This is a genomic window from Bradyrhizobium lablabi (assembly GCF_001440475.1).
In the GTDB taxonomy this organism is placed as follows: domain Bacteria; phylum Pseudomonadota; class Alphaproteobacteria; order Rhizobiales; family Xanthobacteraceae; genus Bradyrhizobium; species Bradyrhizobium lablabi.
Window position 1 is genome coordinate 4,919 of the sequence record NZ_LLYB01000133.1, and the last position, 23,754, is coordinate 28,672.

General features: G+C 64.3%; 24 protein-coding genes. 8 read left to right on the top strand and 16 right to left on the bottom strand.

Translation table 11 applies throughout. From position 1 onward, the window contains the following. The 4 genes from CQ14_RS39385 to CQ14_RS39405 all read right to left on the bottom strand — a co-directional run. Positions 1 to 442: universal stress protein (locus CQ14_RS39385; RefSeq protein ID WP_057863176.1), on the bottom strand; the 442-nt coding region annotated here is incomplete at its 3' end. A 672-nt stretch (positions 443 to 1,114) separates the two neighbouring features. Further along, complete coding sequence (locus tag CQ14_RS39395; RefSeq protein WP_057863124.1) at positions 1,115 to 2,386, bottom strand: RNA polymerase sigma factor; 1,272 nt, start codon at positions 2,384 to 2,386, stop codon at positions 1,115 to 1,117. Then, positions 2,383 to 2,751, bottom strand: a complete 369-nt coding sequence (locus tag CQ14_RS39400) for a YciI family protein (protein WP_057863125.1) — start codon at positions 2,749 to 2,751, stop codon at positions 2,383 to 2,385. The genes CQ14_RS39395 and CQ14_RS39400 overlap by 4 nt, the downstream gene beginning before the upstream one ends. An 82-nt stretch (positions 2,752 to 2,833) precedes the next feature. After that, positions 2,834 to 3,049, bottom strand: a complete 216-nt coding sequence (locus CQ14_RS39405; RefSeq protein ID WP_057863126.1) for a hypothetical protein — start codon at positions 3,047 to 3,049, stop codon at positions 2,834 to 2,836. A gap of 140 nt (positions 3,050 to 3,189) precedes the next feature. Between CQ14_RS39405 and CQ14_RS39410 the strand changes: the two genes are divergently transcribed. Beyond that, on the top strand, positions 3,190 to 4,155 hold the full coding sequence (locus CQ14_RS39410; RefSeq protein ID WP_057863127.1) for a 2-hydroxyacid dehydrogenase: 966 nt from the start codon (positions 3,190 to 3,192) through the stop codon (positions 4,153 to 4,155). Positions 4,156 to 4,401: 246 nt separating this feature from the next. Continuing rightward, a complete protein-coding gene (locus CQ14_RS39415; protein WP_057863128.1) occupies positions 4,402 to 6,396 on the top strand; it encodes a methyl-accepting chemotaxis protein in 1,995 nt (664 codons plus the stop codon). Between the two features lie 155 nt (positions 6,397 to 6,551). Here CQ14_RS39415 and CQ14_RS39420 read toward each other — a convergent pair whose 3' ends face one another. After that, positions 6,552 to 7,208: a TetR/AcrR family transcriptional regulator gene (locus CQ14_RS39420; RefSeq protein ID WP_057863129.1), complete on the bottom strand. Its 657-nt coding sequence runs from the start codon at positions 7,206 to 7,208 to the stop codon at positions 6,552 to 6,554. A gap of 110 nt (positions 7,209 to 7,318) precedes the next feature. Here CQ14_RS39420 and CQ14_RS39425 point away from each other — a divergent pair, with 110 nt between their 5' ends. Continuing rightward, complete coding sequence (locus CQ14_RS39425) at positions 7,319 to 7,963, top strand: glutathione binding-like protein (protein ID WP_057863130.1); 645 nt, start codon at positions 7,319 to 7,321, stop codon at positions 7,961 to 7,963. Positions 7,964 to 8,060: 97 nt separating this feature from the next. On the opposite strand, the gene CQ14_RS39430 is transcribed toward CQ14_RS39425, so the two are convergent. From CQ14_RS39430 to CQ14_RS39475, 10 genes are all read right to left on the bottom strand, one after another. Then, positions 8,061 to 8,645, bottom strand: coding sequence for a TetR/AcrR family transcriptional regulator (locus CQ14_RS39430; RefSeq protein WP_057863131.1), 585 nt, complete (start codon positions 8,643 to 8,645; stop codon positions 8,061 to 8,063). A 4-nt stretch (positions 8,646 to 8,649) separates the two neighbouring features. Continuing rightward, a complete protein-coding gene (locus CQ14_RS39435; protein ID WP_057863132.1) occupies positions 8,650 to 9,117 on the bottom strand; it encodes a nuclear transport factor 2 family protein in 468 nt (155 codons plus the stop codon). Between the two features lie 66 nt (positions 9,118 to 9,183). Next, positions 9,184 to 9,636 (bottom strand): tol-pal system-associated acyl-CoA thioesterase, encoded by a 453-nt coding sequence (gene ybgC, locus CQ14_RS39440; protein ID WP_245320883.1) that lies wholly within the window; start codon positions 9,634 to 9,636, stop codon positions 9,184 to 9,186. Positions 9,637 to 9,705: 69 nt separating this feature from the next. After that, positions 9,706 to 10,617: a metallophosphoesterase gene (locus CQ14_RS39445; protein WP_057863133.1), complete on the bottom strand. Its 912-nt coding sequence runs from the start codon at positions 10,615 to 10,617 to the stop codon at positions 9,706 to 9,708. A 94-nt stretch (positions 10,618 to 10,711) separates the two neighbouring features. Beyond that, positions 10,712 to 11,581 (bottom strand): DUF6869 domain-containing protein, encoded by an 870-nt coding sequence (locus CQ14_RS39450; protein WP_057863134.1) that lies wholly within the window; start codon positions 11,579 to 11,581, stop codon positions 10,712 to 10,714. Positions 11,582 to 11,673: 92 nt separating this feature from the next. Further along, entirely contained in the window at positions 11,674 to 12,723 is a 1,050-nt protein-coding gene (gene ruvB, locus CQ14_RS39455) for a Holliday junction branch migration DNA helicase RuvB (RefSeq protein ID WP_057863135.1), read from the bottom strand. Then, positions 12,720 to 13,139 carry a cytidine deaminase gene (locus tag CQ14_RS39460; protein WP_057863136.1) on the bottom strand — a complete coding sequence of 140 codons (420 nt, stop codon included), beginning with the start codon at positions 13,137 to 13,139 and terminating at the stop codon, positions 12,720 to 12,722. The genes ruvB and CQ14_RS39460 overlap by 4 nt, the downstream gene beginning before the upstream one ends. A 126-nt stretch (positions 13,140 to 13,265) precedes the next feature. After that, positions 13,266 to 13,883: a Holliday junction branch migration protein RuvA gene (ruvA, locus tag CQ14_RS39465; RefSeq protein WP_057863137.1), complete on the bottom strand. Its 618-nt coding sequence runs from the start codon at positions 13,881 to 13,883 to the stop codon at positions 13,266 to 13,268. After that, the gene (gene ruvC, locus CQ14_RS39470) at positions 13,880 to 14,407 is read right to left on the bottom strand and encodes a crossover junction endodeoxyribonuclease RuvC (protein ID WP_057863138.1); all 528 of its coding nucleotides are present in this window, start codon (positions 14,405 to 14,407) and stop codon (positions 13,880 to 13,882) included. Before ruvC ends, ruvA begins: the two co-directional genes overlap by 4 nt. Before the next feature lie 220 nt (positions 14,408 to 14,627). Then, on the bottom strand, positions 14,628 to 15,374 hold the full coding sequence (locus tag CQ14_RS39475) for a YebC/PmpR family DNA-binding transcriptional regulator (RefSeq protein ID WP_057863139.1): 747 nt from the start codon (positions 15,372 to 15,374) through the stop codon (positions 14,628 to 14,630). A gap of 201 nt (positions 15,375 to 15,575) precedes the next feature. On the opposite strand from CQ14_RS39475, the gene CQ14_RS39480 reads away from it, so the two are divergent. The 5 genes from CQ14_RS39480 (at position 15,576) to CQ14_RS39500 (ending at position 23,044) form a co-directional block, all read left to right on the top strand. Then, positions 15,576 to 17,357, top strand: a complete 1,782-nt coding sequence (locus CQ14_RS39480; RefSeq protein ID WP_057863140.1) for a methyl-accepting chemotaxis protein — start codon at positions 15,576 to 15,578, stop codon at positions 17,355 to 17,357. Between the two features lie 108 nt (positions 17,358 to 17,465). Next, the gene (locus CQ14_RS39485) at positions 17,466 to 18,890 is read left to right on the top strand and encodes a methyl-accepting chemotaxis protein (RefSeq protein ID WP_057863141.1); all 1,425 of its coding nucleotides are present in this window, start codon (positions 17,466 to 17,468) and stop codon (positions 18,888 to 18,890) included. 412 nt (positions 18,891 to 19,302) lie between these two features. Continuing rightward, positions 19,303 to 19,818: a (2Fe-2S)-binding protein gene (locus tag CQ14_RS39490; protein WP_057863142.1), complete on the top strand. Its 516-nt coding sequence runs from the start codon at positions 19,303 to 19,305 to the stop codon at positions 19,816 to 19,818. After that, positions 19,815 to 20,831 (top strand): FAD binding domain-containing protein, encoded by a 1,017-nt coding sequence (locus CQ14_RS39495; protein ID WP_057863143.1) that lies wholly within the window; start codon positions 19,815 to 19,817, stop codon positions 20,829 to 20,831. The genes CQ14_RS39490 and CQ14_RS39495 overlap by 4 nt, the downstream gene beginning before the upstream one ends. A gap of 5 nt (positions 20,832 to 20,836) precedes the next feature. Then, entirely contained in the window at positions 20,837 to 23,044 is a 2,208-nt protein-coding gene (locus CQ14_RS39500) for a xanthine dehydrogenase family protein molybdopterin-binding subunit (protein ID WP_057863144.1), read from the top strand. 66 nt (positions 23,045 to 23,110) lie between these two features. Here the strand turns inward: CQ14_RS39500 and CQ14_RS39505 are convergent, their stop codons facing one another. Continuing rightward, positions 23,111 to 23,746, bottom strand: coding sequence for a hypothetical protein (locus tag CQ14_RS39505; protein WP_156435856.1), 636 nt, complete (start codon positions 23,744 to 23,746; stop codon positions 23,111 to 23,113). Positions 23,747 to 23,754 lie beyond the last annotated feature (8 nt).

Consider the following 23,754-nt stretch of genomic DNA (forward strand, 5'->3'; position numbering starts at 1 on the left):
CTACCAACACCGGCACGCTTCCGTCCACCAGGACCTCCGATGTTTGACTCCCCAAGAATAGCTTCCTGAGGCCGCGACGCCCATGAGAGGCCATGACGATCAAGTCGCAGCCTCTGGACTTTGCTGTTTCGATAATCGCGGTGGCGGGGTGCGCATCCGGAACATGCAGGAGTTCTACAGATATCCCGATCTGGTCCGCCATCGCTCGAGCTTCATCCAGGATCTGGCGCACACGTTCCTTGCTGGCTGCCTCAAAGCTATCAAACATTTCCTGCGGGGGAATCCATCCCGCGTGCCCGCTCCCAAACTCGACCAGGAGAGGTTCCGTCACGGTGATGACTGTCACTTTAGCATTCAAGGCCTTTGCTAAGGCAATCCCATGCTTAACGCCTTTTCGCGCGACATCCGATCCATCCGTGCTCAAGAGAATGTTGGTGTACATTTGGGGGCTCCCTTGCTCGTCGAACATCTTTCCTAAGAAAGTAACGCTTGCTTATATGGTTCGATCGTCGCCGTCCGTGTACGACACGAACATCCTCGGCCCGCCCTGCCCGTTATTTTTAGTGAGCGCCCCCCATCAGGGCGGCGATCCTCAGTGAGTAATGGATCACGACGAGCGCGCCCATGATGAACACCGCGACGCCGATCACGCCCCACCATTTGATCCTTCGGGTCACCGGGCGCTCCTTCTTGCCGATACGACATGGTCCGCTTTTACAGGTAGTCGCCGCGATCTTCATCAGCTTCCGCGCTGATGCACTGCCTGCTTGCCGGGTGTGCGCATTTCAGGGCAACGGTCGGGTTCTATCGGAAGCATGACCCCAACGCGGAGCAGCACGCCAGTCACGAACCCGATCAGGAACCCGAAAAGAGTTCAATTTTCATCGAAGTGATCATGGGGAGCCCGACGCGCCGCTGCTGATCATCGAAGGAGATGCCGGAGCGTGCCGGCGCCTGTGTACTTACCAGAAAACAGCGGCCCTCGCTATGGATCGAGTGCCGCTCTGACATCTCTGCAACAGTACCCGCCCTGCATGTCGGGTTTTTGGGAGTGCATCTGTGTTAGTCACGGCGGCCGCGAGCTCAGACCGAGCGCGCAAGCGGACAATATGATCTACTTCCCCGCCTTCTTGCCGCGGGGCTGGCTGTCGCGCTGGAGCCGGTCGAGGTGCATGCGGATGTGGGCGGCTTCGGCCGAGGTATTTGCCAGCGCAATGGCGCGGTCGAAGGCTGTGCGGGCTTCGTCGTTGCGGCCGAGCTGCATCAGGAAGGCGCCGCGCACGCCGAAGTAATGAAAGTAGTTTGAGAGGCGCTGCGCCAGCGGCTCGATCATGTCGAGCGCGGCCTCCGGCCCTTTCACCTTGGATACGGCAACCGCGCGGTTCAGCGTCACCACCGGCGACGGCTGCATGATTTCCAGCGCACCATAGAGCAGGTCGATCTGGGTCCAGTCGGTATCCTCGGGCTTCTCGGCGCGGGCGTGCAGCGCCGCGATCGCAGCCTGCACCTGATAGGGCCCACTGCGGCGATGGCGCATCGCCTTGTCGATCAGCGCCAGCCCCTCGGCGATCAGGGACTTGTTCCAGAGCGAGCGGTCCTGATCGTCGAGCAGGATCACCGCGCCGTCGGCGTCGAACCGCGCAGCTGCGCGCGCATGCTGCAGCAGCAATAGCGCGGTCAGCCCCATGATCTCCGGTTCGCTCTGGAACAGGCGCAGCAACAGCCGCGCCAGGCGAATGGCTTCCTCACACAGCGGCGAGCGGATCTCGGCGGTGTCGCCGGAGGCCGAATAGCCCTCATTGAAGATCAGATAGATCATGGCGGCGACGGAGGTGAGGCGCTCTGAGCGCTCCACCGCGCCCGGCGTTTCGAACGGCACATCTGCATCGGCGACGCGCGCCTTCGCCCGGGTGATGCGCTGCTCCATCGCGGCTTCCGAAACCAGGAAGGCGCGCGCGATCTGCTTGACCGTGAGGCCCGAGACAATGCGCAGCGCCAGTGCGATCTGCTGCGTTGCCGGCAGGTCCGGATGGCAGCAGATGAACAGCAGCCGCAAAATGTCGTCGCGGTAGTGCGAGCCGTCGAGCCGCTCGGCAAGCTGTTCCTCGGCATCGTCGAGGTCGGATATCGCCTCGTCCTCGGGCAGCGCCTCCTGCTTTTTGCTCCGCCTGAGATCGTCGATCGCGACATTGCGCCCGACCATGATCAGCCACGCCGCGGGATCGCGCGGCGGGCCGTTCTGCGGCCAACTCTTCAGCGCCCGCAGGCAGGCGTTCTGGAACGCCTCCTCGGCGGTATCGAGATTGCGGAAATAACGCAGCAACGCACCGACCGCCTGAGGGCGAGCCGAAGTCAGCGCGGCATCGATCCAGGCGGTGTCGGTCATGACTGCACGTCTCCCGGCCGGAACACGCCGACGGGACGGATCTCATAGGCGCCGCCGGGATTGGCCGCGCCGAGATCGCGGGCAACCTCGAGCGCTTCGTCGAGGTTCTTGCAGTCGACGACATAGAAGCCGAGCAACTGCTCCTTGGTTTCGGCATAGGGTCCGTCCAGCACCAGCGGCGGATCGTCCTTGCGCAGCGTGGTCGCCGCCGTCGTCGGCAAAAGCCGCGCCACTGGGCCGAGCCGGCCCTGCTTGGCGAGTTTTTCCTGTACGACGGTAAGCTTCGTCATGACCGCGGCGTCCTGTTCCTTGGTCCAGGAACCGACATGGTCTTCGTCGTGATAGCAAAGGATGGCGTAAAGCATGGCGGCAAAGCATCTCCGTTGTCATGATGACGAACGATTATGCCCGGCGCCGACAGGGGCGTCGAAGAATTTTTGAGAAAGTTCAGGGACCGATGATCGGAGGCGGCGGCGGATTGAAGTGCCTGTAAGTGTGGACGATCGCCTTGGAACAAAGGCTGCACACGGCGAGAACGAGAAACAGAATCTTCATCTTCGTTCTGAAGGCCTCAAGCCGGGTGACGGTGGCGCCGCGCTGATGGTTCCGCCAGCAAAGCGCGAGCGAGGCCAGCACCACCGCGATGATGCAGCCCTGTATCATCGGGAGACGCCATTTTGGGCAGCGATCAGCATCAATTGGCGCAACTGAAGTCTCCCGTGCCGGATGAAAGGAGGCTAGAGAAGCGGTTCGGTTGGCAATGTGAGACGGGTCACGCCAAATGGCCCGCGAAAGGAACGGCAATGAATAAAGGCGCGCTCGCCATCCTGGTGCATAGCGGGACTGAAAACTGGTCGTCGCAGCGCTGGAAAAGCCGGTTCGACGACGTCTGCCCGGACCGGTCCGTGCTGCTGCTGCCGGATACCTCGATCGACCCGGCCGCGGTGCATTACGCCGCGGTGTGGAAGCCGCGTCCGGCCGACCTCGCCGCCTTCCCCAATCTGCGTGTCATCTTCAATCTGGGCGCCGGTGTCGATGCGTTGATGGCGGACCGCTCATTGCCCGACGTGCCGCTGGTGCGCGTGGCGGTCGGCGACCTCACCGCGCGGATGACGGAATATGTCGTGCTGCATGTGCTGATGCACCACCGGCAGGAGCTTTATTTGCGGGAGTCGCAGCGCGCCAAGCGCTGGGCGCCAAAATTGCAGTGGGCGGCGGGAGCGATCTCGGTTGGCGTCATGGGGCTGGGTGCGCTCGGGGCTGACGCAGCCGACGCACTTAAGCGCCTGGGCTTTCGCGTCGCAGGCTGGAGCCGGAGCCCCAAGACGATCGGCGGCATCGATTGCTTTCACGGCGAGCAGCAGTTCGAAGCGTTCCTGCGGCGCACCGACATCCTGGTCTGCCTTTTGCCGCTGACGCCGGATACACGGCACATTCTCAACCGCGCGCTGTTTGAGAAACTGAACCGCAGCAGTCCGCTCGGCGCGCCGGTGCTGATCAACGCCGGCCGCGGCGGCCTGCAGAACGAGGCCGACATCCTGCAATGCCTGGACGACGGGACGCTCGGCGCCGCCTCGCTCGACGTCTATGCCACCGAGCCGCTGCCCGTGGACAGCCGGTTCTGGACCCACCCAAAAGTGGTGCTGACACCGCACAACGCCGCCGACACCGATGCCGACGAGATATCGAAATATGTCGCGCAGCAGATCGCACGGTTTGAGGCGGGCGGCGCCCTGGAGAATGTGGTGGACCGCGGACGGGGGTATTAGTTTCACCCGAGGAGCACTTCGTAGGAAGCTCCTCGGTAGCCCGGATGAGCCAACGGGTCGCGCGAACGCGCGCCCGATGACAGGCTCCGCAACATCCGGGACCGTTTTCCGCGGGTCGGACTTGCCCCCGGATATCGCTGCGCTCATCCGGGCTACGGGAATATCGCGCGACCAGCGGCAGCTCCGTCAGGTTGTGCGACCGGTTCCATTCATCCAAAATTAGTAACGTTTTGGTATTCCGGCGGAATGGCCAGCACAGCAAAGAGCTCCCTCTTCCGGCACATCCACCTCGGGCTCAGAACCCGGATCACCGCCGCCCTGGCCCTTGCCTCGGCGGGAACGGCGGTCTTCGTCCTGCTCGGCGCGATGTGGATCATTTCAGGGATCGTCGACCGCGCCGACGAGCGCGAATTGCGCAGCCACTATGACGCGCTGCAGTCGCGGCTGGGCCAGGAATCACGCCGGGCCGCCGCGATGAGCGCCGTCGTCGCGACCATACCCGCGGTTCAGGAGGCGATGGCGCGCAACGACCGCGACGCGCTGATGGGACTGTTCGGCGCTGGATTCGCCGCCCTGAAATCCGACTATGGCGTCGACCAGTTCCAGTTTCACACGCCGCCGGCGATCTCCTATCTGCGCGTCCATCAACCGCAGAAATTCGGTGACGACCTCTCGGGATTCCGCAAGACGGTGGTGGTAGCCAACCAGGAGCGCAAGCCGATCGTCGGTCTCGAAGGCGGCGTGGCCGGGCTTGGCATCCGCGGCGTCGTGCCGGTCGCGCTCGCGGGCAAGCATCTCGGCTCGGTGGAGTTCGGCCTGACCTTTGGTCAACCGTTCTTCGACGAATTCAAGCGCACCCGCGGTGTCGACGTCGCGTTTCATCTTTCCAATGGCAGCGAGTTCAAGCTTTTCGGCGGCACGCTGGGCGGCCAAAGCTTCTTCGATCCGGCCAACTACCGCAGCGCCCGCGACGGCGGCTTCATGATCCATCAGGGCAAGCTCGGCACCAGGCCGGTCGCTGCCCTGCTCGGCCCGATCAAGGATTTTTCCGGCAACTCGATCGGCGCCGTCGAAATCGTGATGGACAACAGCGAATATGTGACCTCGCTCGACCGCGCGCGGCAGCTCGCCATCAGCATGGCGCTGTTCGGCATCGCGATCGCCGCGGCCGCCGGATTGCTGATCGCCCGCAGCATTTCACGCCCGATCCTTTCGCTTACAGCGGCGATGCGCGATCTCGCGCATGGCAAGCTGGACGTTGAGCTACCGGCCCAGCGCCAGGACGAAGTCGGCGAAATGGCGCGGGCGGTTGCCGTGTTCAAGGATAACGCTGTCCGCATGCAGAGGCTGCAGGCGGACCAGGCGGAGGCCAAGGCCCAATCCGAGCAGGAGAAGCGCAAGGCGTTTGCCGCGCTGGCCGACAGTTTCGAGGCCAGCGTGCGCGGCGTGGTCGAGCGCGTCTCGGCGGCGGCGACCGAAATGCAGGGAACGGCGCAATCGATGTCGGCGATCGTCGAGCAATCGCGGCAGCAGACGCTCACGGTCTCGACGGCATCCGAACAGGCTTCCGACAACGTCCAGACCGTTGCCGCGGCGGCGGAAGAATTGTCGTCGTCGATGGACGAAATCGGCCGGCGGCTGACCCATGCCTCCACCGTGGTCGGCAAGGCCGCCAGCGACGGTCAGGCGTCGAACAGCCGGGTCCAGAGTCTGGCCGCGGCCGCCCAAAAGATCGGCGAGGTGGTGTCGCTGATCAACCAGATCGCCAGCCAGACCAACCTGCTCGCGCTCAACGCCACCATCGAAGCCGCGCGCGCCGGCGAATCCGGCCGCGGCTTTGCCGTCGTTGCCAGCGAAGTGAAGACGCTGGCAACGCAGACCGCCAAGGCGACCGAGGAGATCCGGGCCCAGATCACGGCGGTGCAGAGCGAGACCACCGCCGCCGTCGAGGGCATCCAGTCGATCTGCACCACGATTCAAGAAGTCGACGAAATCTCCGCGGCGATTGCCGCGGCCGTCGGGCAGCAGGGCTCGGCGACGCAGGAAATCGCCCGCAACGTGCAGCAGGCCGCCGCCCGCACCGGCGAGGTCTCGCGCAACATTTCCGGCGTCACCACCGGCATCGGCGCCACCGGCAATGCCGCACAGGAAGTCTTGAGCTCGGCGGGCGAACTGGCCGAGCAATCACGCAAGCTGCGCAGCGAGGTCGACCGCTTCCTCGCGCATATCCGGGCGGCGTGAGACTTTCACTCCGTCATTGCGAGCCAACGGGTCGCGCGAATGCGCGCCCGATGACAGGCTCNTCCGCACCCGCGGGCGGATGGATTGCTTCGTCGCTTCGCTCCTCGCAATGACGGCGCCTGCGGTCACCCTCACCGGCAGCGCGGGCGTAGAATCTATTTCGCCGCCCCGACCATCACGCCGATCGCGCCGTTGACGAGCGCTTCGAGCTCCTTGCGCGGGGTTCGCGCGCGGGAGCGGATGGCGATGGTGTGGATGGTGGCGGAGGCGATCTGCGCCAGCACCGCGGGGTCGGCGCCCTCAGGCAATTCGCCCTTCTCCTTGGCGAGCCTGAAGCAGGCCGCGAAAGCCTTGTCGAGTTCGGTAAAGCCTTCCATCACCATGGCGCGGATATCGGGGTCGTGAACCGCCTCGGAAGCCGCCGTCATCACCGTGAAGCAGCCGCGCGGGCCGGATTCTCCTGACAGATAGATGTCGAGCGCGACTGCATAGATGCGCTCCAGCCGCTTTCGGATCGGCAGCTCATCCCTGAAAACGTTACCCATCGCGACCCGCGCGTCGTCGCGATAGCGCCGGTAGCTCTTGATGAAAAGTTCGCGCTTGTCGCCGAACGCGCCGTAGAGGCTCGGCCGGTTCATGCCGGTGGCGGCGGAGAGATCGTCGAGCGACGTCGCCGCAAAGCCGTCCTTGCGAAACAGGTCGAGCGCCTTGCCAAGCGCGACATCCGGCTCGTAGGCGCGCGGGCGGCCGCGGCGCTTCGGCGGCGCGGGGGAATCGACCCGGGGGACCGGCGGCTTACTTTTTTGTACCATTTCGCAATAAACTCCTTGACCGGGTTTATATTATGCGGAACAGTATAAAAATCAATCCCGGCCGCCTCTCAACGCTGGCCCGATTGATCAACCGCCAAGGAGGCAAACCCATGGATCTCTATTTCTCGCCGCTCGCCTGCTCGCTGGCGACCAGGATCGCGCTGTATGAAGCCGGCGTCGAGGCCAACTATCTCGAGGTCGATCCCAAGAGCAAAGTTGTGCAGAAGGACGGTTCGGACTTTCGCGCCGTCAACCCGCTCGGGCTGGTGCCGACGCTGCGCACCGACGACGGAACGGTGCTGACGGAGAATGCGGCGATCCTGCAATATGTCGCCGATCGTTTTCCGGCCGCCGGCATCTCGGCCTACTCCGCCGAGGAGCGCAGCCGCCTGCATCAATGGCTCTGCTTCATCGGCACCGAACTGCACAAGGCGCTGTTCGTGCCGCTGCTCGACAAGACGGCGCCGCAGGATGCGAAGACCTATGCGCTGACCAAGAACTTGTCGCGGCTCGACTATCTCGAGAACTACCTGAAGGGCCGTGAATTCCTGCTCGACCACTTCAGCGTGGCGGACGCCTATCTCGTCACGATCATCAACTGGACGATGGCGACGCCGCCGGTCGAGCTGGAGAAATGGCCCAACGTGAAGGCCTACTATGAGCGGCTGCGCGCCCGCCCGAGCATTGCGAAAGCATCCGCCGAGGAGTTCGAATTGTACAAAGCCGAACTCGCGCGGCATAAGGCGGCTGCGTAAGGCGCAAATTCACGAGAAGGCGTAGCCCGGGTGGAGCGACAGCGAAATCCGGGACCGCTATCAGGATTGCTCGATAGTTCCCGGATTGCGCTTCGCTTCATCCGGTCCACAGATCTCGGTCCGGCGGCGCCAGCAGGCGCTTCGTCAGATCGCTTAACGCCCGGCGAAATATCCCGGCGTCGTTGCGCGCCCGCGCCAGCACCAGCGCGCCCTGAATGGTGAGCAGCGCATCTTCCGCGCGCCGCTGCGCCTGGCCCTTGCTCAAGCCGGAGCGCCGCAACAGCGATGCCAGCGCCACCTGCCAGCGCGCGAAATAACCATCGACCGCCCCAGCAAAAGCATCGCGCGCCGAGCCGAGCGCGACCATGCCGACCAGGCAGACGCGATCGCCGGAATGAAAATACTGGTCGACGCCCGCAACCATCGCGGCGATCGCGCGCGCGGGATCGTCGGCTTCCCGCAACGGTGCAAAGATATTGAGCTCGAACCAGCCGTCGATCTCGGCCAGCACCTCAGCGGCCATCTGCTCCTTGCCGCCCGGAAACAGGTGATAGAGGCTGCCCTTGCCGAGCCCGGTGGCCTCCGTGATCAGCGTCAGCGACGCGCTTTCATAGCCGTGGGCGCGAAACACCTCGCCGAGCGCGCGCAGCACCTCTCCGCGCTCGACGCCCTTCTTCAACATCTGGTCATAGCGGGTTCTCGCTCAATCCCGCGACGTCGGCCGGACGCGGACCCGGGGCCGGCCAGTGGAAGCGGCGCTCGCTCTCCTTGATCGTGATGTCATTGATGCTGGCCTCGCGCCGGCGCATCAAGCCATGCTCGTCGAACTCCCACTGCTCGTTGCCGTAGGAGCGGTGCCACTGCCCGGCATCGTCGTGCCATTCATATTGGAAGCGCACCGCGATGCGGTTCTGGTCGAACGCCCAGAGATCCTTGATCAGGCGGTAGTCATGCTCTTTTGCCCATTTGCGGGTGAGGAATTCGACGATCGCCTCACGGCCCTGGAAAAATTCGGAGCGGTTACGCCAGCGGCTGTCCTCGGTATAGGCCAGCGACACCCGCACGGGATCGCGTGAATTCCAGGCGTCCTCGGCCATGCGCGCCTTTTGCGCGGCGGTTTCGCGGGTGAAGGGCGGCAGCGGCGGACGCGACATGAGGTTTCTCCGGAGTGGCGACCCGGAGAGATTGTACCGATCGGTACAGAGAGTCAATCGGGAAGATTATTCCGCCAGATCCGCCTTCATCAGCAGCCGCAGCGATTTCGGGATCGGCTTCGCCCGTCCCTCGCTGATAAAGGCGACGCGCACCTCGGCCTTGACCAGCACCTCGTCGGCCCGCCGCACTTCCTGCGCCAGTGTGATCGAGGCGCCCTTCACCGCGACCGGCCATGTCACGACATCGAGCACATCGTCCATCCGCGCCGGCCGCAGGAAGTCGAGCTCCATCGAGCGCACCACGAAGGCAAAGCCCGGCGTCTCCTCCTGCGCCTGCTCGAACAGCGCATGCTGCGAGGCGCCCATCAGCCGCAGATGGTTGGTGCGCCCGCGCTCCATGAAGCGCAGGTAATTGGCGTGATAGACGATGCCGGAGAAATCGGTGTCCTCGTAATAGACGCGGACCTGCATGTGATGGCGGCCGTCGCGGATCTCGCCGTCGAGAATGGGTGATGTCACTTGCGGTTCCTGATCGCGCTGGAAAGCCCTGCTTTTGCGCAAATCGGAGCCGCGCGCAAGCGCTGCGGGCTACGCCACCGCCGGCCTTGCGGCACCCAGGGTCACCAGCACGATTTCCGGCGGCACGCCGAGGCGGAACGGCACGATGCTGCAGCCGAGGCCGCCGGAGACGACGACGTCGCAGTTCATCTTGATGTGACCGTAGGCGAGTTGCTGTCCGGACGGCGAGATCGGCGACCAGCCGAGCATGCGCACCTGGCCGCCATGGGTATGGCCGGAGAGCTGCAGCGCAACGCGCGAGGACACGCGACGCGAGATGTCGGGCTCGTGCGCCATCAGAACCACGGGCGCGTCGTCGGTGATCTTCGAAAGCGTGGCGCCGAGATCATCGACGCCGATCCGCTTGAGCGGCCGGAAGCGGCGCGCCGGCATGTAAGCGAGCTGGTCGCCGAGGCCGGCCAGCCAGAACGAGTGGCCGTTCTTGCTCAGCTTCTTCGCATCGTTTTCGTAAACGGGAATGCCGACGGCTTCGAGCGCGCGGCCCGCGCTCGGCAGCCCCTGCCCTTCGCGCTGCACGGTCTTGTCTTCCCACCAGTCGTGATTTCCGAGCACCGCATGCACGCCGAGCGGCGCCTTTAATCCGGCCAGCACGGCGGCCCATTCGGCGTCCGGGATGATACGCGTCACCTTGCGATGTCCGGTCACGTAGTCACCGAGCATGACGACGATGTCAGGCTTGAGCGCATTGGTGCGTTCGACGATCTCCTGAATGTGATCGAGCGACATCCAGGGATCGCAGGCGTGGAGATCAGCGATGGCGGCGATCCTGAGCTTGAGCCCGGCCGGCCATTGCGGTGGTGAGATGTTGTATCTGGTAACGCGAAGCCGAACGACCGGCGCGCTGAATCCGTAAGCAGTGGTGGAGACGCCCAACGCGCCCAGTCCACCCATGGTTTGCAGAAAATGACGGCGTGTTAACATGGGATCCAATCGTGATGCACCGCCAACATGGTGGCGGATTGAGCCCGAATTGGGGTCCGTTTGTGCAGAACGTCAGCAGACCTCCAGCAGCTTCTCACCAGCGGTTCTGCCCCACCAGGGCATCCAGCCGCGCCTTCAGTTCATCCGGCGCACGGTAATACCAGACGCCGCCCAGCAGATCGCGGAAGCGCTTGTTAACGGCGGCTTCGCGCTCGATACGGTCGATAGTTTCCATGCTGATGACGTCCTCGAGCGGACCGGCGGCGAGCAGCGACAGCATCGCCGCATTGGTCTCGATCTTCAATATCTCAACGATGAGGTCAATCGCCTTGTCGGGGTACTCCTCCCGCAGATCGCGCTCGTAGTCCATCATGGCGAAGAAATTGTCATCACGGTCGCGCTCGGATTTCGAATATTGCTCGACCCAGGCGCGCGCCAGCTCGGCCACCGACATCGTCTCGCAATCGAGCGGTCGCTTTGGCGTTCGGCGCGCGCGATCGTCGGCGCGCCAGCCCTTGCTGTCGGCAATCGCCTCGATGCGGCGCTTGAACGGTTCATCGGGCGCGAAGTGAATTCCGCCCAGCAGCCAGCGTAGCGCAGCATTCTGCTTCGCCTCGACCTCGATCCGCTCGATCACGGCGGCGCCATGCGCATAGAGCAGCGACTGCATGAACTTGTCGTTGAGATGCATGACGGTCGGCTTGTCTTTCTCGGATCGCAGCACTTCGAGCGCGAGGTCGAACGCGCGGTCCGGCCGCTTGTGCGGCAGATGGTCGAAATAGAGGATCGCCGCCCAGGCGGCGCCGGTCTGGTCGCGCCGGCTCAGGCGCTGCAGTGCGCCCCACATCGAGGCCAGCTCCTCTATCGGCACGGCGTCGAGAAAGGCCTCGGTATCGTCAGGCGTCGCCAGTTCCGGCGCCGCCGTGATCAGGGCCATCATGTCAGCGTCTTCGGTCGAAACCATCGGTATCGGCACTCCAGGGCAAGCTGGCCAGGCGCTCAAGCGCCGGCCGTTTTGCCCTTAGTGCATCGCCGGAATGATCGGGTTCGAAGCGTTCAATTGTCGCTGTCGCCGTTGCCGAACAGGCCGAATTGCGCGGGATCGCGCGCGGGTTCCGCGAGGCCGAGATGGCGGAAGGCGTGCGAGGTGAGAAGCCTGCCGCGCGGGGTGCGCTGCAGGTAGCCGCACTGGATCAGATATGGCTCGATGATGTCCTCAATGGCGTCGCGTGGCTCCGACAGCGCCGCGGCCATGGTTTCGACGCCGACCGGGCCGCCGCCGTAGTTCATTGCGATCGTCGTGAGATAGCGGCGGTCCATGGCATCGAGGCCGGCGGCATCGACTTCCAGCGCGCTCAGTGCGTGGTCAGCGATGGCGCGATCGACGGAACTGGCATCCGCTGCGGAAGCAAAATCGCGCACGCGGCGCAGCAGGCGGCCGGCGATGCGCGGCGTGCCGCGGGCGCGGCGCGCGATCTCGTTGGCGCCGTCCGGCGTCATGCCGATATTGAGCACGCGGGCGCCGCGGGAGACGATCTTCTCGAGTTCTTCCTCGGTGTAGAAATTCAGTCGGATCGGAATGCCGAAACGGTCGCGCAGCGGATTGGTCAGGAGCCCTGCGCGCGTGGTCGCGCCGACCAGGGTGAACTTTGCCAGATCGATCTTCACCGAGCGTGCCGCCGGCCCCTCGCCGATGATGAGGTCGAGCTGAAAATCCTCCATCGCTGGATAGAGCACTTCCTCGACCGCCGGGCTGAGGCGATGGATCTCATCGATGAAGAGCACGTCGCGCTCTTCGAGATTGGTGAGCAGCGCGGCGAGATCGCCGGCCTTGGCGATGACCGGGCCGGAGGTGGCGCGGAAGCCGACGCCGAGTTCGCGCGCGACGATCTGCGCCAGTGTGGTCTTGCCGAGGCCGGGCGGACCGACGAACAGCACGTGATCCAGCGCCTCGCCTCGCTTGCGCGCCGCCTCGATGAAGATCGAGAGGTTCTTGCGCGCCTGTGCCTGGCCGACGAATTCGGTGAGCAGTTGCGGACGCAGCGCGGTGTCGCCGACATCGTCGGAACGGCGCTCGGGGGTAACGATGCGCGAGGGTGTGCTCACTCGCTGCCCCGCTTGTACTTGTTGGGCAGGAGCTCGCCGATGCTCACGACTTTCGGCGCACGGCCGCTGTCGGGGACGATGACCCGTGCCTTGGCGTCATAGTCGTGGATCAGCTCGCGGCAGATGCCGCAGGGCGAGACCACCGCGATCTTGCCGGGCTCATCGGGCTTGGGGTGACGCACGGCGACGATGGTTTCGATGCCGTGGTCGCCGTTTTCGGTGATGGCACGGCCGATGGCGATCGCTTCGGCGCAGACCGCGATCCGGCCGATATAGGCGTCGATATTCACGCCGGTGACGATACGGCCGTCGCGGGTGCGCACGGCGGCGCCGACCTCCTGCCAGTCGTTGCGATAGCGTTTGCTGATGGCTTCGGTGGCGATGGCAATCAGCTCCTTGTCCTTCTTGCTCAGCATGGTGGAAAATGCGTTCCTTCGTCAGATCGTAGGGTGGGCAAAGGCGCTTTGCGCCGTGCCCACCATCTCCCCGGTTATATCAAATGGTGGGCACGCTTCGCTTTGCCCACCCTACGGTCTCAGTACTTACTTCGACAATTCCTTCAGGCCTAGCCGGATCAGTTGTGCAGTCTCGGCCTTCTCACCCGCGCTGCGCGCAGCGGAGGCAATCGCGGCGGCCGCCTGCGGCTGGCCGTAGCCGAGATTGACCAGCGCGGAGATCGCATCGGTGACCGGGCGCGGTGCGCGGTGATCGTCCACCGCGCCGGCGAGGTGCACCACGGCCGGATCGACATTGGCGAATGCCGGCGCCTTGTCCTTCAACTCGGAGACAATGCGCTCGGCGACTTTCGGGCCGACGCCCGGCGTGCGCGACACTGCGGCCTTGTCGCGCAGCGCGATCGCATTGGCGAGTTCAGCCGGCGGCAGGGTGCCGAGCACCGCAAGCGCGACCTTGGCGCCGACGCCCTGCACGGTCTGCAGCAGGCGAAACCATTCGCGCTCGGTATCGGTGCGGAAGCCGAACAGTTTGATCTGGTCCTCGCGCACATACGTCTCGATCGAGAGCATCGCGGCCTCGCCGGGCGACGGCAGCGCCTGCAGCGTGCGCGATGAGCAATGCACCTGATAGCCGACGCCGCCGACGTCGAGGATGACAAAGTCCTCGCCGTAGGAATCGATCAGGCCCTTGAGTTTACCGATCATAGGCTCGCCACCCTCATCCGCAGCGCGGCGCCCTGGCGGTGATGCGCGTGGGTGATCGCAATCGCCAGCGCATCGGCGGCGTCGGCGGATTTCGGCTCGGCTTTCGGCAGCAATATTTTCAGCATCACGGCGATCTGGTTCTTGTCGGCGTGTCCGGCGCCGACCACGGTCTTCTTCACCTGATTGGGCGCATATTCCGCAACGGCAATACCGAACATCGCGGGCGCCAGCATGGCGACGCCACGGGCCTGGCCGAGTTTCAGCGTGGCGACGCCGTCCTTGTTCACAAAAGTCTGTTCGACCGCGGCCTCGGCAGGGCGGAAATCGCCGAGGACTGTGGCGAGCCCCTCATGGATCGCGAGCAGGCGGCTGGCCAGCGGCTGATCGTCCGGCGGCTCGACCGAGCCACAGCCGATGAAGACGAGGCGGTTGCCCTCGGTCTCGATCACGCCCCAGCCGGTGCGGCGCAGGCCGGGGTCGATACCGATGATCCGGACGGGTTGGCGAATCGGTGGGGATGTCATGGCGTAGTGATAACGCCAGAGCCGGGTGAACGAAACATAAAGAGAACGGAAATCCCCTGCTGGGGTCGTGCCCCCCTGCTTAACTCGTCATCTCCGCGCAGGCGGGGATCCAGTACGCCGCGGCCTCTCGGGTCAATCACCGCGGCCTCTGGGATACTGGATCGCCCGGTCGAGCCAGGCGACGACGGCGGAGTATGAGGCCGATGCGGTGCGTTCGTCCCTACCCGCCCATCTTGGCGACGAGGGCGTCGGACACCTCGAAATTCGCATAGACGTTCTGGACGTCGTCGTGCTCGTTGAGGAGATCCATGAGCTTCAACAGCTTCTCGCCGGTCTCGTCGTCGACCGACACCGTGTTCTGCGGCTTCCAGGTCAACGCCGCCTTGCGGGCCTCGCCGAATTTGGCTTCCAGCGCTTTTGCGACTTCGCGAAAGGTTTCCTGCGAGGCGTAGATCTCGTGGCCGCTTTCGCTGGATGCGACGTCGTCGGCGCCGGCTTCGATCGCGGCTTCCAGCATGGCGTCGTCGGAGGCGACGCTCGCTTCGTATTCGATGATGCCGGTGCGATCGAACATGAAGGCGACCGAGCCGGTTTCGCCGAGATTGCCGCCCGACTTGGTGAAGTAGGAACGGATATCGGACGCGGCGCGGTTGCGGTTATCGGTCAGCGCCTCGACGATCACGGCGACGCCACCGGGGCCGTACCCCTCGTAGCGGATCTCGTCGTAATTCTCGCTTTCGCCGCCGGTCGCCTTCTTGATGGCGCGCTCGATATTGTCCTTCGGCATGTTCTCCTGGCGCGCCGCGATCACGGCCGCGCGCAGCCGCGGATTCATGGCCGGGTCCGGGGTCCCCAGCTTCGCAGCCACCGTGATTTCTCGAGCCAGCTTGCCGAACAACTTCGATTTCTGGGCATCCTGCCGGCCCTTGCGGTGCATGATGTTCTTGAATTGGGAATGGCCGGCCATGCGAGGTCTCTTGAATTCGTCCGGAAGGATGCGGGGCTTGAAGCGCGGCCTTATAGGCCCAGAATCGGCCGAAATCAAAGATTTACGGCCCCACCGGGTATGTAAGTACTGCCGTGCGACGAAATATCAGGCAGTTGTTAACCATGACTTCATGCTCGGATGAGAGGATTTCGCGACCGCCCTCAACTTTTAAGAGATGTCATGGCCTTCGGATTGTTCAAAAAGCAGGCGTCGGGACTGGTCGCCCCTGCTGTCCAGCCCAAGGCACAGATGAAGGCCCAGGCGACCGGCATGCCGGCGCAAACCGCTTCCGGCGACGGCGATTCGGCCAAGGCGATCCTCGAACTTCTGGAACTCGAACTCGGCGCGATGATCCGCCAGCTCGAGCGCGCGGCCAACTCCGTCGCCGGGGGCGCCGAGGCGACCGCCGCCACCCTCTCCACCATCCGCCAGCGCACCGACGCCCTGACGAGCCGCAGCAGCGCCGCGCAGGGCACCGCGACGACCTTTTCGAACGCCGCCGACAAGTTCACCCAGTCGGCGCAAGGAATAGGCTCCCAGGTGCGCGACGCCGGCAAGCTCGCCGACCAGGCCAGCGAGGCCGCCCGCGAAGCCAGCGTCAATGTCGATCGCCTAAGGGAATCCTCGGCGGCGATCGGCAATGTCGTCAACCTGATCGCCCAGATCGCGCGGCAGACCACGCTGCTGGCGCTCAATTCCACCATCGAGGCCGCGCGCGCGGGCGAAGCCGGACGCGGTTTCGCCGTGGTCGCCACCGAGGTGAAGGCGCTCGCGGTGCAGACCCAGAACGCCACCGAAGAGATCACCAAGAAGATCGAGGCGCTGCAGCGCGACGCCGCAGGCTCGGTCGATGCCGTGCATCGCATCACGCAGTCGATCGAGGCGATCCGCCCGGTGTTCGAGAACGTCAACGGCGCGGTCGCCGAGCAGAACGCGACCACCGGCGAGATGGCCGACAATGCGGCCTCCGCCTCCTCCTTCATTGTCTCGGTCGGCGACAGCGCCACCGAGATCGATCACGCGACCAAGGAAGCCGAAGAGCATGGCGAAAGCGTCGCCAGGGCTGGACGGGCCGTCACCACGTTTGCACAGAAGCTCAAGGCGCGTTGCGCCGTGCTGCTGAGGCATGGAGAGAAAGAAGGTGACCGCCAGGACCGCCGCAAGGACCAAAGGCTGCCTTGCAGCCTCAAGATCGAAATTGCCGCCGCGCGCGGGGTGATATCGGCGCCGGTCTACGAAATTTCCATGGGGGGCATTCTGGTCAGCGGCTCAGATGTGGAAGCGCTGGCGCAGGGCCAGAGCTTCAACGCGACGCTGCAGGATATAGGCGCCTGCCGGATTCGCATCGTCCAGCGGTCGAAGGCCGGCGCGCACGCGCAGTTCGAAAGGCCGGACGCGGCGCTGACCGAGAAGATCGAAGACAAGTTGTGGTCGATCCAGGACGACAACACCGAAGCCGTCACCCACGCGATGGAAGCCGGCGCGGCGCTGAAGAAGATTTTCGAGAATGGCGTCAACAGCGGCGCCATCTCGATGGAAGACATGTTCGACACCAATTATGTCGAGATCGCCGGCAGCAACCCGGTGCAGTACCGCACCAGGATACTGGACTGGGCCGATCGCGCGCTGCCGCCGTTCCAGGAAGCGTTCCTCGCCAAGGATCCGCGGATGGCGTTCTGTGCCATGATCGATACCAACGGCTACCTGCCGGTTCACAACAAAATGTATTCGCACCCGCAGCGGCCGGGCGACGTCACCTGGAATACCGCCAATTGCCGCAACCGCCGCATCTTCAACGATCCAGCCGGGCTCGCCGCCGGACGCAATCAGCGCGCCTATCTGATCCAGAGCTACGCCCGCGACATGGGCAACGGTAACACGGTGATGATGCGGGAGATCGACGTGCCTGTCAGCGTCAACGGCCGTCACTGGGGCGGGTTCCGCACCGCCTACAAGCTCTAGTGCGCTCTCAGGCAAGACGCCACGGCGCGAATCACATTCTAAACTTGGAATTGGAATGCGATCGCCGAGGTGGGCCGATCATCGGCTCTGACTGGAGAAAGCTCTGATATGTCCGTTGTGCAGCGTGCAGTTCTGGACACCCTATCCAACCAGACACTGGCCGAACGACTTATTGACCAGCTTGCCGACCGCATCGGCGGGCTCGGCGTGGAACTTGCCGATATCGCCGGCAACGTTCAGGAGGTCGCAAGCCGCGTCGCAAACCAGTCGGAGCGGTTCCACCACTTGCAGAAGACGGCGGAGACAATGGTCTCGGCCAACCGCGACATCGCCAACGCATCGCAGGCGGTGCAATCGACCACGTCCGCAGCGGTCGTGGAGATCGTTCAGTCGCGCAGTGCGGTCGATGCGGCCGTCCAGCACATCGCCGAACTCGTCGAAGCGGTCGGCCGCATCGAGGCCCGGCTCAGCGCCGTCGGCTCGGCGCTGTCCCAGGTCGCGAAAGTTTCCGGCTCGATCGAGGCGATTGCGAAGCAGACCAACCTCCTGGCGCTCAATGCCACCATCGAGGCGGCGCGCGCCGGGACCGCCGGCCGCGGCTTTGCCGTGGTCGCGAGCGAGGTGAAGAGCCTGGCGGAGGGAACGCGGCAGGCGACGCAGCAGATTTCCGACACCGTGCGCGATCTCGACGGCCAGATCGGCAGCCTGATCGGCGAGAGCAGCGACGCCTCGCTCCGCGCCAAGAGCGCCGGTGAAGGCGCCGAGCAGATCAGCGGCATCATCGCGCGCGTGCACCAGGGCATCGCGTCCGTGGGCCACGAGATCGACGGCGTCGCCAGGGCCGCGACGTCCAATCTCGGCCATTGCGACACTGTCATCACCGAGCTCAGCGAGCTCGCCAAGGGCGTCGACCTCTCCTCGCGCGATCTCAAGCACGCCGACGAGCGGGTGGCAAAGCTGCTCGAGACCTCCGAAGGTCTGATCGCGCTGATCGCCGACAGCGGCGTCGAGACCTCGGATGCACCGCTGATCCGAATCGTCGTCGACACCGCAAAGCGCATCTCGGCCGAGTTCGAGGCGGCGATCGACCGCGGCGAGATCACGCTCGACCAGCTCATGGACGAGAAGTATCGGGAAATCCCCGGCACCGATCCCAAGCAATATTTCACCAATTACGTCGACTTCACCGACCGAGTGCTGCCCGAGATCCAGGATCCCATCCAGAAATCCGATCCGCGCATCGTGTTCTGCGTCGCCTGGGCCAAGGGCGGCTATCTGCCGACCCACAATCCGAACTACCGCCTGCCGCAAGGCCCTGATCCCGTCTGGAACAACGCCAATTGCCGCAACCGCCGCCTGTTCAACGACCGCGCGGTGAAGAAGGTGGCGGCGAACACAAAGCCGTTTTTGCTGCAGACCTACCGGCGCGACATGGGCGGCGGTAACTTCGTGCTGATGAAAGACCTGTCGTCACCGATCATCATCCGCGGCCGGCACTGGGGCGCATTCCGGATGGGTTTTCGACAGAACTAGACCATGATCGGTTGTCGTGGCTTGGCCTCGACATGCAGCGGCCGTCACCGGGGGCGGCGCCAACACGGCCGACATGCGGTAATCGCACATTTCATCTAATTGCGCGCGTCTCATCCAATTGCGTGCATTGCTTGCTTCGGGCGAATTGCCGCAGGCTGCCTGGAAAATGCGCAGCGCGACGGCGCTTCTGTACCATCCAATCTCGTCACTATTGCAGGCGCGCATCGTGGCGCGAGCCCGATCCGCAAATCGGCATATCACATCCGTCGTTTTGAACCTTCTTCGCTTGAGCCGGTTGTAGGTAGGCTCGAAATCCAGGCCGTTTTTTGCGCACGACAAGCAGGCCGGTGAAGGTCATCGTACTGACGCGCGGATATGACATCCCCTGGCACCGAAGCAGGCGGAGAAGAAAATGACGCATTCCGGGACAACGAAGCCCAAAGGATCGATCGCCGCAGCACCCGAGAAAATCCCGATCACACTGACCGTCAATGGCACAGAGGCAAAACTTTCGGTCGCGCCATGGACGACGCTGCTGGATGCTTTGCGCGACCATCTCGACCTGACCGGCACCAAGAAGGGCTGCGATCACGGCCAGTGCGGCGCCTGCACCGTGCTGGTCGACGGGCGGCGGATCAATTCCTGCCTGACGCTGGCGGTGATGAAGGAAGGCGCCGAGGTGACCACCGTCGAGGGCCTTGCACACAATGGCGAGCTGCATCCGCTGCAACAGGCCTTCATCGATCACGACGCGTTTCAATGCGGCTATTGCACCTCAGGACAGATCTGTTCGGCCGCCGGCCTGATTGCCGAGGGCAAGGCGAAGTCCGCCGACGAGATCCGCGAACTGATGAGCGGCAACATCTGCCGCTGCGGCGCCTACCCGAACATCGTGGCGGCAATCCAGCAGGCGATGGAGCGATCATGATCCCATTTCAATACACGCGCGCCAGCGACGTCGCCGACGCCATCAAGCAGATCGCCGCAGATCCATCCGCGAAATTCATCGCGGGCGGCACCAATCTGCTCGACCTGATCAAATACGATGTCGCGACGCCCACCCGGCTGATCGACATCTCGCGCCTGCCGCTCAGGAACGTGGAGGAGACGGCGACCGGCGGCGTTCTGATCGGGGCGCTGGTCCCGAACACCGACCTCGCCTACCATCCCCTGATCGAAGCGCGCTATCCGCTGCTGTCACGGTCGATTCTGGCTGGCGCATCGCAGCAGTTGCGCAACATGGCATCGACCGGTGGCAATCTCGTGCAGCGGACGCGCTGCTTCTATTTCTACGACGCGACGACACCGTGCAACAAGCGCGAACCGGGCAGCGGCTGCTCGGCGATATCAGGCATCAACCGCATCAATGCAATCCTCGGCACGAGCCAATCCTGCATCGCGACCCATCCGTCCGACATGTGCGTGGCGCTCGCCGTGCTCGAAGCGATCGTGCATGTCACAGGCCCGGCCGGGGCCCGCACCATTGCATTTGCAGATTTCCACCGACTGCCCGACAACACGCCGCAGCTCGACACCAATCTGGAGCCCGACGAGATCATCACGGCAATCGAGCTTCCGGCAAAAGGCTTCAGCACCAACTACTCCTACCTGAAGATCCGCGACCGCCTGTCCTATGCGTTCGCGCTGGTATCGGTGGCGGCAGCGCTCGAGCTTGACGGCGACACGATCAAGGAGGCCCGCGTGGCGCTCGGCGGCGTGGCGCACAAGCCATGGCGCAGTTCGGCGGCCGAAGTCGTTCTGCGCGGCCAGCGCGCCGAGGCGAGCACATTTGCGAACGCCGCGGACATCCTGCTGCGCCGCGCCAGGGGTTTCGGACACAACGACTTCAAGATCGGCCTGGCGCGGCGCGCCATCGTGCGAACGCTTGGCCAGGCCGCGCGGGGCACGCCGCAGTCGATCTCCGACAAGAAAATACGGTGAGTGCAATGGCAAGCTATATCGGAAGCGCGACGTCCCGCGTCGACGGCAGAGCCAAGGTGACCGGCGAAGCCAAATATGCCGGCGAGTTCAACGTTCCCGGTCTCGTCCACGGCTATGTCGTCGACTCGATCATCCCGAAGGGGCGGATCGTGCGCATCGACGCCAGCGGCGCGCTGGGCATTGCCGGCGTGATCGACGTGCTTACCCACAGCAATCGGCCGCCAATGGCCGACAAGGATGACGCCTACAAGGACGAGGTCGCGCCCGAGAAGGGTTCGCCCTACCGCCCGCTCTACGACGACAGGATCCACTTCACCGGACAACCGATCGCGCTGGTGCTGGCGGAAGATTGGGAGACGGCGCGCGTCGCCGCCTCGCAGGTGAGGATCGAATACCAAAAGGAAGCGCACGTCACCGACCTGCACGCAGAGCGCACCAGGGCCTATGCCGTCGACGTGCCGGAGAAGCCGCGCGGCGATGCCGAAAGGGCATTTGCGTCCGCCGCTATCAGCCACGCGGCCGAATACTCCATTCCGACCGAGCACCACAATCCGATGGAATTGTTTGCCTCAACAGCGATCTGGGAGAACGGCCAGCTCACTGTCTACGACAAGACGCAAGGCGTGCAGAACGTCCAGCAGTATCTTTGCAAGGTTTTCAACCTGCAGCCCAATGCGGTTCGTGTCATGTCGCCCTATATGGGTGGCGGTTTCGGCGCGGGACTGCGTCCGCAGTATCAGGTCGTGCTGACCGTGCTGGCAGCGAACGCGCTCAAGCGCCCGGTTCGCGTCATGCTGACGCGGGCGCAGATGTACGCGCTCGGCTACCGGCCGGCGAGCATCGAACGGCTGGCGCTCGGCGCAAACAGCGGCGGCACGCTCGACTCCATGCAACACGAAGCCATCGCCGTGACCTCGCAATTCGAGGAATTCGCGCGCAACGACACCGGCTGGGGCAACCTGCTCTACAAGAGTCCCAACGCGAAATTCGAGCACAAACTCGTCAAGCTCGATCTGCCGACGTCCTGCGACATGCGGGCGCCGGGCGCTGCGACCGGCGTCTATGCGCTGGAATGCGCGATGGACGAACTCGCCATCGCACTCAAGACCGATCCGGTGCAGTTGCGGCTGCAATGCTACTCCGACCGCCATCAGGGCGAGGACCTTCCCTATACCAGCAAGCAACTGCGCGAATGCTACCGGCAGGGCGCCGACGCTTTTGGCTGGAGCAAGCGCAACGCGGAGCCGCGCTCGATGCGCGACGGCAGCGAGCTGGTCGGCTGGGGCATGGCATCAGGCGTATGGGAGGCGCTGCAGGTGCCGGCCACGGTCCGCATCGTGCTGACGGCGAACGGGCATGCGGAAGTGGCGACCGCCGCCTCCGATATCGGCACCGGCACCTATACGATCATGGCGCAGGTGGCGGCCGACATGCTCGGCCTGCCGATCGACAATATCAGCGTCAAGCTCGGCGATTCCACCCTGCCGCAGTGTCCGGTGGAAGGCGGCTCGTGGATCGCATCATCCGTGTGCAACGCCATTGCGAATACCGCCCGCGCGGTTCGCGGCGACTTGCTGGAGCTTGCGAAGGCGACGCAGGATTCACCGCTGTCAGGCGCCGGCGTGGACGACGTCGCGCTGATCGACGGCAAGATCGTCAGCAAGCGGGATGCCGGCCGCGCGGTCTCGATCGCGAGCGCGATGCAATCGGGCAAGGCCGAGCGCATCACGCGAGAGGAAATCAACCAACCTTCCGAAGACAAGTCTCACGCGCGTAATGTGCACTCGGCGATCTTCGCCGAGGTCAAGGTCGACGAAGAGATCGGCATCATCCGCGTGACCCGCGTGGTCAAGGCCGTCGCCGCGGGCCGCATTCTCAACCCCAAGACGGCGCACAGCCAGGTCATGGGCGGCGTGGTCTGGGGCATCGGCATGGCGCTGCACGAGGAAACGCTCTACGACCACCGCTTCGGACGGGTGATGAACGCCAATATCGCCGAATACCATGTGCCCGTGAATGCCGATATCCACGACATCGAGGTCATCTTCGTCGACGAGCCGGACGAGATGGTCAACCCGCTCGGCATCAAGGGCCTCGGCGAGATCGGCATTGTCGGCGTCGCAGCCGCAATCGCCAACGCGGTCTATCATGCGACGGGAAAGCGCGTGCGCGACCTGCCGATAACGCTGGACAAGGTGATCGAGTTTGCATGAGGGCCTCGGCGCTTGCGCTGGCGAGAAGTTCTCGCGCTAGCGCAGGCTCGCCGGCAGCTCAAAACCCTAGTATTCGCGCTTCAGCAGCGCCTTCAGCGCCGGCATGTCCGGCGTCGCGTCCCTGGCGGGCACCGGGTTGTTGTCCGCCTTGACGAAGTCCGGCGGCGTGCCGGGCAGCTTGTAGAGATTGAAACCGGTGCGGCGGATGGCGAAGTCGGCCTGCAGATAGCCGTCGCTCATCATCAGGCCGGCGGGCGCGACGTAGAAGCCATCCTCGCGAAACGGGCCGAGGATCGAATAGGTGGTCGATTTTCTGCTGACGTCGCTGCGCTGGCTCGAGAGCCGCACCAGTTCGGTCTGCTCGCCATTGACGGTGACGTAGACGCGGCGCAACGGCAGTTCGGCCGCGTCCTGGGTCACCACGCTGACCAGCACCAGCACATACTTGCCGATGGCGCGATATTCCTCGGCGCTCGCCGGCCAGCAGAAGTCCACCGACGATCCGCGCGCCGCGCCCTTCGGTGCCTGCTCTTTGGTTCGCAACGCGGACTTCTCCAGCCGCTCCGTCATCTCGGCAGCCGTCACCGCGCCTTGCGAGACCGGGCGCTGGGTCAGCGTTTGGGCCTCGGCTGCAGCGGCAAGAAATAGCGTGAGTGCAACGAGCAGCAGCCTTGGTAGCCGCCTTGGCATCAACCTTGGCATCGACATTC